General features: G+C 63.3%; 11 protein-coding genes. 2 read left to right on the top strand and 9 right to left on the bottom strand.

Features of this window, described 5'->3' with window-relative positions; all coding sequences use genetic code 11:
- Window positions 1-252: 252 nt before the first annotated feature.
- The 5 genes from NKJ73_RS27920 to ettA form a co-directional block, all read right to left on the bottom strand.
- Window positions 253-870 carry an MOSC domain-containing protein gene (locus NKJ73_RS27920; RefSeq protein WP_352571802.1) on the bottom strand — a complete coding sequence of 206 codons (618 nt, stop codon included), beginning with the start codon at window positions 868-870 and terminating at the stop codon, window positions 253-255.
- Window positions 871-1,069: 199 nt separating this feature from the next.
- Window positions 1,070-2,191 carry a beta-ketoacyl-ACP synthase III gene (locus NKJ73_RS27915; protein ID WP_023675888.1) on the bottom strand — a complete coding sequence of 374 codons (1,122 nt, stop codon included), beginning with the start codon at window positions 2,189-2,191 and terminating at the stop codon, window positions 1,070-1,072.
- A gap of 121 nt (window positions 2,192-2,312) precedes the next feature.
- Window positions 2,313-2,648, bottom strand: a complete 336-nt coding sequence (locus NKJ73_RS27910; protein ID WP_023675887.1) for a hypothetical protein — start codon at window positions 2,646-2,648, stop codon at window positions 2,313-2,315.
- A 114-nt stretch (window positions 2,649-2,762) separates the two neighbouring features.
- Complete coding sequence (gene tam, locus NKJ73_RS27905; protein ID WP_352571801.1) at window positions 2,763-3,533, bottom strand: trans-aconitate 2-methyltransferase; 771 nt, start codon at window positions 3,531-3,533, stop codon at window positions 2,763-2,765.
- Between the two features lie 45 nt (window positions 3,534-3,578).
- The gene (gene ettA, locus NKJ73_RS27900) at window positions 3,579-5,228 is read right to left on the bottom strand and encodes an energy-dependent translational throttle protein EttA (protein ID WP_292659428.1); all 1,650 of its coding nucleotides are present in this window, start codon (window positions 5,226-5,228) and stop codon (window positions 3,579-3,581) included.
- Between the two features lie 241 nt (window positions 5,229-5,469).
- Here ettA and NKJ73_RS27895 point away from each other — a divergent pair, with 241 nt between their 5' ends.
- Window positions 5,470-6,765 (top strand): GGDEF domain-containing protein, encoded by a 1,296-nt coding sequence (locus tag NKJ73_RS27895; RefSeq protein ID WP_352571800.1) that lies wholly within the window; start codon window positions 5,470-5,472, stop codon window positions 6,763-6,765.
- 27 nt (window positions 6,766-6,792) lie between these two features.
- On the opposite strand, the gene NKJ73_RS27890 is transcribed toward NKJ73_RS27895, so the two are convergent.
- The 4 genes from NKJ73_RS27890 to NKJ73_RS27875 all read right to left on the bottom strand — a co-directional run bounded on the left by NKJ73_RS27890 (window position 6,793) and on the right by NKJ73_RS27875 (window position 9,847).
- Window positions 6,793-7,407, bottom strand: a complete 615-nt coding sequence (locus tag NKJ73_RS27890; RefSeq protein ID WP_156937311.1) for a hypothetical protein — start codon at window positions 7,405-7,407, stop codon at window positions 6,793-6,795.
- 73 nt (window positions 7,408-7,480) lie between these two features.
- Window positions 7,481-8,494, bottom strand: a complete 1,014-nt coding sequence (locus tag NKJ73_RS27885) for a ribonuclease T2 family protein (RefSeq protein WP_352571799.1) — start codon at window positions 8,492-8,494, stop codon at window positions 7,481-7,483.
- Between the two features lie 121 nt (window positions 8,495-8,615).
- Window positions 8,616-9,065, bottom strand: a complete 450-nt coding sequence (locus tag NKJ73_RS27880) for a MarR family winged helix-turn-helix transcriptional regulator (RefSeq protein WP_352456202.1) — start codon at window positions 9,063-9,065, stop codon at window positions 8,616-8,618.
- Window positions 9,062-9,847 carry an alpha/beta fold hydrolase gene (locus tag NKJ73_RS27875; RefSeq protein ID WP_352456203.1) on the bottom strand — a complete coding sequence of 262 codons (786 nt, stop codon included), beginning with the start codon at window positions 9,845-9,847 and terminating at the stop codon, window positions 9,062-9,064. Before NKJ73_RS27875 ends, NKJ73_RS27880 begins: the two co-directional genes overlap by 4 nt.
- Window positions 9,848-10,115: 268 nt before the next feature.
- On the opposite strand from NKJ73_RS27875, the gene NKJ73_RS27870 reads away from it, so the two are divergent.
- Window positions 10,116-11,051 carry an alpha/beta fold hydrolase gene (locus NKJ73_RS27870; RefSeq protein ID WP_352571798.1) on the top strand — a complete coding sequence of 312 codons (936 nt, stop codon included), beginning with the start codon at window positions 10,116-10,118 and terminating at the stop codon, window positions 11,049-11,051.
- Window positions 11,052-11,091: the final 40 nt, after the last annotated feature.

Below are 11,091 nucleotides of genomic sequence, written 5' to 3'. Positions count from 1 at the left end.
AGAGCGATGGCAGGCACACGCGTCGAGTTCTGCGCTCTTCACCGTTGTGACTGGCGAAATCGAGAGGTGACGGCCAATCTCCCCCACGAGGGGGGAGATTGGCAGCTTCGGCGCCTCGCTCGGTCAGCAACGTTGGAGATTGGCGAAAGCCGAGATGACGGCCAATCTCCCCCCTCGTGGGGGAGATGTCCGGCAGGACAGAGGGGGGCGCGAAGGAACGCGGCTTTGACTGGCAATGCCGCCCTGCCTGGACTAGGCCCGGTAAATCCACTGCTCCGGCACGCGCACCGAAATCTCCTCGCCGGCCGCGATCGTGCCGGGCCTCTCGACCCAGGCGACGAGCCCGCGCAACCGCTTCGCCGCTTTCGGGAACAGCAGCGCGCCGGCCTCGACGTCGGCCATCCCGGCATTCTCGGCGACCGACCTGCCCGCGATCCGGCAAGGCCCGTTCTGCGCGTCGACCTTGACGGTCGCGCCGCCTTTGAAGAACAGCAGCGTGCCGGACGGCAACATCGAGAGGTGCGGCAGGCCTTCGATCAGGAGATTGGCGCCGATCCATTCCGGCTTGATCTCGGCGATGCCCATCCGTTCGGCGACGATTGCCAGTTCGTCCGCAGCCACGATCGACAATTGCCGTTCGTTGCGCATCTCGGTGCCGCGCGGATACCACGGCTCGCGCCCACCAGAGCGCCGCGTTGTGCCGGCGTGGAAATCGCCGTCGATGCCGTCGAAGCCGAGTTGCAACTTATCCACTGCCCGTGTCTCGAAATGATCGAACGGTGCGAGGTAAAGCGCTGCCACCCTGGCGGCGAGTTTTCGTGACGGGACGACCTCGACTGGCGTTTCGGCTTCGGGAAAAAGATCCAGCATGGGTTCGTGCCTCGCGTGATACGCGCAATTAGCCGCGGTCAGCTCATCAGGTCCAGTCGAAAGCGCTGATGCTCCGATCAAGACGGCTGATGCGACTATGCCAGGCGCGTTCCGATGCTGGTGCCGTTCGCGCCGAGCTAATGCATGTCGCCCAAAAGTGTGCAGCGGTTTTGGGACAACGACATGCGTAAAACAAAATCTAAAGCATGCGCAATAGCGCGCCGCCGATCGAGTAGCCGGCGCCGAAGGCGCAGAGCAGGCCGTAGTCGCCGGCCTTCATGTCGGCATGGTTCTCCGACAGGGCGATGATGGCACCGGCGGCGGCGGTGTTGCCGAGGCGCTCCAGCACCATCGGCGCGCGGTCGTGGTCGACGTCATGGCCGAACGACAGTTTCAGGATCATGGCGTTCATCCGCGCATTGGCCTGATGCAGCCAGAAGCGCCGGATCGCTTGCGGCGTCAGCCCGTGCTCGGCCAGGAATTCGACGATGAATTTGTGGCCGGCAACGGTGACTTCCTTGAACACCTTGTTGCCGATCTGCTTGATCAGATTGCCTTCCAGATCGATCATATACGGATCGTCCTGGGTGGCGCGGGTAAAGTAACCGAGATTGGTGCGGATGCTGTTCGACATCTGCGTCCAGGCGCGCGTGTCGAGCACCTCGAAGCGCCCCGGCCGCTTCTCGCCCTGGGCAAGCCCTTCGACGATCATCGACACGGAAGCGTCGCCGAAGATGAAATGCGTCTGCCGGTCGCGAAAATTAAGATGCCCGGTGATGATCTCCGGCGTCGTCACCAGCACGCGCTTGTGCGCCCCTGCCCGCACCAGATTGACGGCGATGTGCAACGCCGCCGCTGCCGAAGAGCAGCCAAGCCCCATATCGAAGCCGGCGCCTTTCGTCCCCAGCGCCTGCTGCATTTCGATGGCGATCGCCGGATAGGGCCGCTGATGGTGCGAGGCCGAGCAGATCACCAGGTCGATATCCCCCGGCTTCAGCCCGGCATGATCGAGCGCCTTGCCGGCCGAAGCGATGCCGAACTCGGCCTCCAGCGACAGCGCATCGTCGGGCCGCGCCGGGAAGCGCGGCGCCATGCGGGTCGGGTCGAGGATGCCTTCCCGTTCGATGACATGGCGGGTCTGGACGCCCGAGGCATGGACGATGAAGGCACTGTCCGATTTCTGTACCAGCGGCTCGCCCGACACCTCGCGCCGGATGTTCTCCATGTCCACCCAGCTGTTGAAGCTGGCGACGAGTTCCTCATTGGTGATCGAAGCTTCGGGGATTTCAACGCCGATGCCGCTGATGATGACGCGATGCATTTCCAGTTCGTCCCGTGCGCAGGCGTTGCGGCTTCATGTCGACGCCGCAAAAAGCTCGGCGCAACCTCTTTTGCACCTAGCCAGTTTATGCCGGCTTAAATCAAGTCCCTGGGACGGGTCTTTACCAGGCGCAGAGCTTGGTATTGGTCTGCGGGTTGTTCCAGCAGGCACCGTCATCGCGGCTGCGCACGAATTGCCCGGGCAGCGGCACGTTGCGGCGGCCGAGATTGACATAGCCATAGGCAAAACCCGGTCCGTCGATTTCCAGGACGTAGGTCGGATAACCCGGCGCCGAGATGCGAAAGCTGCCGGCATCGTCCAGCGCCCGATAGCTGCACGAGAAATAGCCGTCGTCGCTGGTGAAGCAGCGCGCTCGCTTGGCCTCCGCCGATATAGACAAGGCAAGCACAGCGGCCGCACAAACGCTGCCGCCGAAACCCATCTTTTTCAGTGTCATCATCCATCCCCATGGCCCATGAAGGGCCTTATCCCTGCCCCAGCGAGATGCGCATGACGGCGAAAGCCGGTCAAGCATCCGCTGCTGGCTGTTTTTGGGTGTAGCTAAGAGCTTCTAAGCAGAACGCCGCGCCACGATGAAGAGACGGGGAAAGCGCAGCAATACCTTGCCGCTTGCCGTTTTCGGATAGGCTTCGCTGATCCTGGCCGTGTAGCGCTTCAGGAAAAGCTGCCGCTCGTTCTCGTCGAGCGGATCGAGGAACGGCTTCAGCCCCGTCGACTTCACCCATTCGACGATCGCCTCGGCATCGGCCAGCGGATGGTTGTAGATCGTGTGCCAGATATCGAGCCGATCCGAGAATGGCGACAAAAGGTCGTAATAGAACGCGACCGGCGGCAGCGGCGCGCGGGCCGCGCGCTCGAGCTTTTCGGCAAGCGGCATCTCGGCCGCGGTCTCCCGCATCAGCCGGTGCGAAGGCTCGGCCATATTATCCGGCATCTGCACGGCAAGCGCGCCGCCGGGCGCCAAAAATCCCATCAGCCGCTGGAAGACCGCCGGATGCTCCGGCAGCCATTGAAACACCGCATTGGCAAAGATCACGTCGACCGGTTCGTTCGGCTGCCACGCCGCCGCATCCGCCAAGGCAAAGGTGACGCCGGGCAGGCGCGCCTTCGCCTTCTCGATCATGTCGAGGGAGGTATCGAAGCCGCTGATCTGCGCCTGCGGCCAGCGCTCGACCAGCAATTCGGTCGAATTGCCCGGCCCGCAGCCAATGTCGACCACCCGGCGTGGTTCCGGCACCGGCACCTGCGCAACGAGATCGCGCGCGGGGCGGGTGCGCTCGTCCTCGAATTTCAGGTAGAGGGCGGCGGACCAGTCGGCCATCTTGGTTCCTCAGATCATTTGAGAATTCGCCGCCCTGTAAATGTCTTACCGCGTCAGCCGCTTATACGTCATGCGGTGCGGATTGACCGCGTCCGGGCCGAGGCGGCGGATCTTGTCCTGCTCGTAATCCTCGAAATTGCCTTCGAACCATTCGACGTGGCTGTCGCCCTCGAAGGCGAGGATGTGCGTCGCCAGGCGATCGAGGAACATGCGATCGTGCGAGATGATGACGGCGCAGCCGGCGAAGCTCTCGAGCGCGTCTTCAAGTGCAGCCAGCGTTTCGGTATCGAGATCGTTGGTCGGTTCGTCGAGCAGCAGCACATTGCCGCCGGTCTTCAGCATCTTGGCCAGATGCACGCGGTTGCGCTGGCCGCCGGACAGGTTGCCGACCTTCTGCTGCTGGTCGCCGCCGCGGAAATTGAACGACGCGCAATAGGCGCGGGTGTTGGCTTCGAACTTGCCGAGCTTGACCACTTCGGCGCCGCCCGAGATCTCTTCCCAGACCGTCTTGGTCGGGTCGAGCGCGTCGCGGCTCTGGTCGACATAACCGAGCTTGACCGTCTCGCCGACGCGGATGGTGCCGGCATCGGGCTTTTCCTGGCCGGTGATCATGCGGAACAGCGTCGTCTTGCCGGCGCCGTTCGGGCCGATGACGCCGACGATGCCGCCGGGCGGCAGCTTGAATTCGAGATCGTCGATCAAAAGCGTGTCGCCAAAGCCCTTCGACAAGCCCTCGACCTCGATCACCACATTGCCGAGCCGCTCGCCATGCGGAATGACGATCTGGGTGTCGCTCGGACGCCGCTTGTCGGCTGCATCCAGCAGATCCTGGAACGCCTGGATACGGGCTTTCGACTTGGTCTGCCGGGCTTTCGGGCTGGACTGGATCCACTCGCGCTCGCGGCCGATCGCCCGCTGGCGCGCATCGTCCTCGCGGCCTTCCTGCTTGAGCCGCTTGGCCTTGGCTTCGAGATATTTGGTGTAGTTGCCTTCGTACGGGATACCGCGGCCGCGATCGAGCTCGAGGATCCAGCCGGTGACATTGTCGAGGAAGTAGCGATCGTGGGTGATGATCATCACCGCGCCCGGATAGGCCCGCAGATGCTTTTCCAGCCACGCCGTCGTCTCGGCGTCGAGATGGTTGGTCGGCTCGTCGAGCAGCAGAAGGTCGGGCTGGCGCAGCAAAAGCTGGCAAAGCGCGACGCGACGGCGTTCGCCGCCCGACAGCTTGGTGACATCGGCCTCCTTGGGCGGGCAGCCGAGTGCCTCCATCGCCATCTCGACCTGCTGTTCGAGATCCCAGAGGTTGAGCCGGTCCATCTCGTCCTGCAGCTTGGCCGACTCGTCCGCCGTCTCGTCGGAATAGTTCATCATCAATTCGTTGTAGCGCTCGATGATGGCGGTCTTGGCGGCGACGCCTTCCATGACGTTTTCGAACACGTTCTTGTTCGGATCGAGCGCCGGCTCCTGCGCCAGGTAACCGACGGTAGCACCCTCGGCCAGCCAGGCCTCGCCGCTCCACTCCTTGTCGATGCCGGCCATGATCTTGAGGATCGTCGACTTGCCGGCGCCGTTGGGACCGAGGATGCCGATCTTGGCGTCCGGATAGAAGGACAGATGAATGTTCTCGAGCACCTTCTTGGTGCCGTAGGCCTTGTTGAGGCCGGCCATGTGATAGATGAACTGGCGTGCCACGCGCGCTTTCCCTGAAAAGTCGACTGATGTCGGATTGAATGGAAGTTGGGGGCTATGTAAGCGATGCGGCCGCGAACGGCAAACAGTTTTGGCCCCAAGCGGATTTGGTCGCACCCACAAACGCTTAGCCGCTTCATTTCGTGCCGGCGCCCAGGCGAAAGCTCCGGTTAACCATTCCGCGTCAAACAATGTTGGATGGGAAATCGCTGGCAGCCGCGATTTCGGGGAGAGAGATCGGGCCGTGTTGAACAGTTTCCTGCTTTTTGCCGAAGCGGTTCTCTATTTCGGCATCATGGTCACGCTTTTCCGGTTCAGGGGCCGCATCGGCCTCGGCGTCTTTGTTTGCGCCCTTGGCGTCATGCATTTCCTGGAAACCTATCTCGCCAGCGTCTTCTACGTCGCGCTGCCGTTCGGCATGGTATCGCCGGGTTCGGCCGTGCTGTTTTCCGGCAAGCTGGTCATGCTGCTCCTGCTCTACATCAAGGAGGACGCGGCAACGGTCCGGCAGCCGATTTATGGCCTGCTGCTCGGCAATGCCCTGATGATCGGGCTCGTGCTGATCCTGCGCCTGCACGACATCGCACCGCTGCCCGACGGCAAGCTTCCCGACATCGGCTTCATCGACGAGATGGGCTGGCTGATGGTGTGGGGCACGACGCTGCTGTTCGTCGACGCCATCCTGATCATTCTGCTCTATGAAAAGCTCGGCAAATATCTGCGCAAGGCGCTTTTCACCCGCATCCTGGTCTCCGTCGCCTGCGTGCTCACCTTCGACCAGGCAGGCTTTTTCACGGCGCTGCATTTCGTCACCGGCGCGCCGGTCGCGGTGTTCTTCGGCGGCTGGTTCGCCAAGATGGCAGCGGCCCTGGTCTACAGCACCATGCTGGTCGGCTATATCAGGTGGTTCGAGGCGCGGCAGGTGCCGGCGGCGCGCGGGCTTTCCGACATTTTCGACACGCTGACCTATCGCGAGCGCTATGAGGCGCTGGTCGAGCATGTCGGTCGCGACGGCCTCACCGGCCTCCTGCACAGGGGGCGCTTCGACAGCGATGGCGAGGCCGCCGTCGCCGCCAGCCTGCGGACCGCCAGGGCGCTCAGCCTGCTGATCATCGATGTCGACCACTTCAAATCGATCAACGACCGCTTCGGCCACGCCGAGGGAGACAAGGTGCTGAAAGCCCTGGCAATTTTGCTTGGCGAACTTGTCGGGACCGAAGATCAATTGTTCAGGATCGGCGGTGAGGAATTCGCCATCCTCGGCTGGCGTCCGCAGCCGCTCGCCAGACTGCTGGGCGAAACCGTCAGGCAAGCGGTCAAGACGTCCGCGAGCACCAGCCGGTTCGACATTACCGTCAGCGCCGGCATCTCGACGGTCAGCGAGACGACCCGTTGCCTTGCCGATCTCTTTGCGCTGGCCGACCAGCGTCTCTACAAGGCCAAATCCACGGGACGCGATCGCGTTGTCGGCGAACCGGGCGGCAACGAAGCAGACGCCCGCAACACATGGACCAGGCCGGAGCGCAGCGCCGGCGCGTAACGCTGCCCAGGCCTGCGATTGGCTCAATCAGGATTGTTTGCGCCGCTGCCATCCGCCGATCGCAACCGAAACCGCCATCAGCGCGATCGCCAGCCATTTCAACGCGGTAATAATCGGGCCGGCTTCGATGTCGTAGGCAATGAACAGAAGAATGCCCGGTACCAGCAGGCCGCAGAGCACGAGCGTGATCCGGTTGATCTGCCATGACACTTTTGCCGCAAGCGCCTGGTCGCCGGGCACGGCGACAAGCGCGGCCCGCATTGCCTTCGGCGCCACCAGCGTGGTCGAAAGACGCAGCGAAATCGGCAGGCCGATGCCGATGATCAGGAAGGCGCATGCCGCCAGGAGCAGCGAAAACTTGATCGCACTGGTTTCGGCCGGTACCGGGAACAGCAGCGCCGCCAGCGGCAGGAAGACACAGAATATCCCGAGCGCGGCAATGGCGATGAAGATCGCCGCGTTGACCAGCGTGAACAATTGGTAGGTGCCGCCGCCGACGGGTTTGGCGAGCGTGGTCATGCGCGCCCACTCCACTTCGGTGTAGGAAAAGCCCGGCCACTCCATATGGCCGTCGCGGATCGCCGTCATGCCCTTGGCCCAGAACGCCAGCCGCGCCAGCGCGCCGCCCGTCATACCACTCATCGCCACCCCCTATGAATGATGCCCCCGGGATCATACCATCCCCGGTGCAAAGCGACAGTCGCGTACGGCCTGTTTACTGGAACCCGACGGCATCGACCGCGCCCTTCGGGCAGCCAGCCTTGGCTGTCGGCGCCGAGGCAAGCAGCAGGGCACCGAGCGAAGCGTTCGAAGCGATCGGGCCGGTCAGGCCGAGCGTCAGTTCGCCGATCAGCCGCCTGCCGTTCGAAGGATCGACCACGCAGGACACGCGGACCCGGTCGCCCGCGCCTTTGCCGAAGGCACTGTCGAAGGTGCTGCGGATCTGATCGGATGTCAGTTGCTTGCCGATGTTCTTGATGAAGAGATCGCGCACCGGCGACGCATTCATCGCGCGCATCAGGTTCAAAGCGACGGCGAAATACTCCTGCTGGCTCTTGCCGTAGCAGGTGCCGTGCTTGATCCATTCATGCCTTTCGAGGGCGGATGCGGTGCCCGGCATCACCTGGTCGAGTTCCGCTCGCGTTTTCGGGTCAAGGGTGACCGGCGGCAAGTCTCGCCAGTGCGCCGGATCGTCGTTCGCCTTGTCGCTTGCGGCGACCTGGCAATAGAAATTTCCGTTCGGCTGCGGCCACAACCCATGCAAGGTGAAGTGGGTCGCCTCGAAACCGGCGGCGGTCTGCGCACGGCATTCGGCCTTGCTGGATTTGGTCTCGCAGAAAGCCGGCTGCCAGCTCAGCGCGAAGACATATTCCGGCTTTCCGGACGCCGATGGCTTGTTCGGCTCGGCAGGCGCCGGTGCAGCCGGCATCGTCGACGCGCTGCCGCCCGAAACACGACCGCAGCTGATCTTAACCCAGCGGCGCTCCGGATCGGCGCCCGGCACGCGAATGAGATAGTGCGTGGGCGCGTCCTTGTTGCCGGCCAGCAGATCATAACTCTGACCAGCCGCGGTCGAGACATTGCCGGGATTCTTGCCGCTCTTGATCGCCTGCGTTGCCGGACAGGCGGCATCGGCGACGAAAGAGCCGGTCATCTTCACATCGGCGCGCGCCGCGCTTGCGCCAGCAAACGCAAGAAACACCGCCCCCCATATCGCCCAAATCCGCATTCCGGCACTCCTCGTGATTCACGCCGCAAGCTAGAAACTTGCGACATGTCAGAATTACGATTTCTTTCGCCCGGCCGTAAAAACAATCGCCAGCGCATTGAGACGGCTCCCGCGCGGTCGATCAGGATCCGCCCGCCTCCACCCGTTCCGTCAGGGTGCGCAGCAGATCAAGCGAGGCTTTCAGCGCGTCGGCGTCCATACCCTCCGAAACACGGTTCGCCCAAACATGCTGGCGTGTGCCGATATTCTTGACCGCTGCCCGGCCGGCATCGGTTATCGACAACAGCTTGGCGCGGCGATGCGCCGGGTTGTCGGCGTAGGCGGCAAGCCCCTCCGCAGCCAGTATGTCGGCCAGCCGCTGTACACTCTGACGGGCGAGACCCATGTCGCGGGCGATGTCGGCCACAGATTTCGGCTCCTTCAAAACTGCACCCAAAACCTGCCAGCGCGCTGCCGTCAGCCCGGTTGGAGCGGCCAGCCGCTCGGCCGCATCCAGAAAACTGCCGTTCATCCTGAACACGGCAAGCACCAGTTCGGTGAGCACATTTGCCGCTTCGGTCCTGGTCGTCATTTCTGGCCGGCCTCGATGGTCGCGACGAAATTATTAACGGCTTCGGCTACGACCTCCGGCTTGTCAAGCATCACCCAATGGCCGCTGCCCGCCACGATCTGGCGCGGAATGTCCGTGCGCAGCCGATAGAGCGCGGCTGGAGTGTCACTGGCCTCGGTAGCCAATACGAACATAGGCCCGCGATACGCATCGAGTGCCGGCTCCGGGTTCCATTCGGCCAGTGCCTTGCCGACACCTGCCCTCGCCGCCGGATCGACCACTGCCGCATCGGCCAGAACACGCTGGCGAACAGCCGCGTTAGGGCCGGCAATCGACGTGTAATAGGCGTTCAGGACATCACGGCCTTGCGGACCGGCCAGATCGCGGACAAAGCCGTCACGAATCGCCTGCGGCAGCGCACGAGGATCGGTCGCCGGGTCGACGAGCAAGACACCGGCGACCCGGTCGGCATGGCTGGCGGCATAAGCGAGCGCCACGCCACCGCCGCCGCTGTGCGCGACAATGAGAAACCGCTTCAGGCCAAACGCGTCGGCCACGGCACCGACATCCATTGCACGACCGTCATAACCATAGTCACCGTCCTGCGCCGGCGCGGAGGCGCCATGACCGCGAAAATCGAAGGCTACCGCCTCGCGGCCTTCGACGGAGAGCTGCATCACCCGGTCCCAGTGGGAAGCGCGGCTGCAATCTCCATGCAGGAACATGATCGGCAGGCCATTGCCGGCGTTGATCCTATAAGTGGCAAGCTGGCCTTGCGGGCCTGGAACAGTGGACGTCATCATGGATCATCTCCCTGGTTTCCTGACTGAACGCAGCAATCCCTGACAACAGGGTGGCCGTCGTGAAGGCGAAGCCCGCCAGCAAGATTGCACGCCGCGAAATGGCCCCGGTGGTTTTCATAGTCATACCCCCAATCTGCCGCTGACCATTTGACAGTATGCTGTCATGTAGTCACATTGACAGCATGCTGTCAACTACCGTCGAATGGGTACCCTACGTCCCTTGACGTCGATCGCTGCGTCGCCCAACAGTCGCCGACGGGAGCGAGACATGCCATTTGACAAGCAGAGGATGCTGGCATCGCCGACCGGCGCCGAGCTCAACCTTTATGTGAAACACGCCATCGGCCAACCGCGCGCCATTGTCCAGGTCAATCACGGGTTGGCCGAGCACGCGGCGCGCTATGCCCGTTTCGCCGATTTCCTTGGCGAGCGCGGCTACCAGGTCTACGCGCACGACCACCGTGGCCACGGCGCCACCAAGGCGCCCGACGCACCACCTGGCAGGTTCGCCGATGCGGATGGCGGTGCCAAGGTCATCGCCGATGTCGCCGCCGTCCATGATCTCATCGCCAGGGAACAACCTGGCCTGCCGGTCATCGTCTTCGGCCACTCCTTGGGCGCGTCGATCGCGCTGAACTTTGTCCTCCGCCACTCGGCGCGCATCCATGCCGCCGCGATCTGGAACGGCAATTTCTCGGCCGGACTGCTCGGCCAAATCGCGCTGGCCATGCTTGGTTGGGAAAAGTTCCGGCTTGGCTCAGACGTGCCGTCGCGCCTGCTGCCCCGGCTGACGTTCCGGGCCTGGGGCAAGGCGGTGCCCAATCACCGGACGCCGTTCGACTGGCTGTCGCGCGATGCCGTTGAAGTCGAGAAATACATCGCCGACCCGCTTTGCGGCTGGGACGCGTCGGTGTCGATGTGGCAGGACATCGTCATGATGACGCTGCATTGCGGCAGCGACCGCAATTTTTCCGGCGTGCGGCGCGACCTGTTCGTCAATCTGGTCGGAGGCGAGCAAGATCCGGCCTCGGACGGCGGCAAGGCGGTCAGCCATCTTGCCGGCCGGATGCACATGATGGGTTTTTCGAATCTCGTTTCAAAGGTTTACGCCAAAACCCGCCACGAAAGCCTGAACGAGATCAACCGAGACATCATCATGGAGGATTTTGCCGCCTGGGCCGACCGCGTGCTGAGGGCACAGTGATACTGGCCCATTGCAAGGGCCGTGACAGCGGCGCGCGGGA

The organism is Mesorhizobium sp. M0074, assembly GCF_040322975.1.
Classification (GTDB): domain Bacteria; phylum Pseudomonadota; class Alphaproteobacteria; order Rhizobiales; family Rhizobiaceae; genus Mesorhizobium.
This window is presented reverse-complemented; position numbering and strand designations above follow the sequence as displayed.

Excerpts from the sequence above, each read along its gene's own strand:
- NKJ73_RS27885 (WP_352571799.1), bottom strand. The coding sequence starts at position 8,494 with ATGCGGATTTGGGCGATATGGGGGGCGGTGTTTCTTGCGTTTGCTGGC.
- NKJ73_RS27920 (WP_352571802.1), bottom strand. The coding sequence starts at position 870 with ATGCTGGATCTTTTTCCCGAAGCCGAAACGCCAGTCGAGGTCGTCCCG.
- NKJ73_RS27875 (WP_352456203.1), bottom strand. The coding sequence starts at position 9,847 with ATGATGACGTCCACTGTTCCAGGCCCGCAAGGCCAGCTTGCCACTTAT.
- NKJ73_RS27915 (WP_023675888.1), bottom strand. The coding sequence starts at position 2,191 with ATGCATCGCGTCATCATCAGCGGCATCGGCGTTGAAATCCCCGAAGCT.
- tam (WP_352571801.1), bottom strand. The coding sequence starts at position 3,533 with ATGGCCGACTGGTCCGCCGCCCTCTACCTGAAATTCGAGGACGAGCGC.
- NKJ73_RS27910 (WP_023675887.1), bottom strand. The coding sequence starts at position 2,648 with ATGACACTGAAAAAGATGGGTTTCGGCGGCAGCGTTTGTGCGGCCGCT.
- NKJ73_RS27870 (WP_352571798.1), top strand. The coding sequence starts at position 10,116 with ATGCCATTTGACAAGCAGAGGATGCTGGCATCGCCGACCGGCGCCGAG.
- NKJ73_RS27880 (WP_352456202.1), bottom strand. The coding sequence starts at position 9,065 with ATGACGACCAGGACCGAAGCGGCAAATGTGCTCACCGAACTGGTGCTT.
- NKJ73_RS27890 (WP_156937311.1), bottom strand. The coding sequence starts at position 7,407 with ATGAGTGGTATGACGGGCGGCGCGCTGGCGCGGCTGGCGTTCTGGGCC.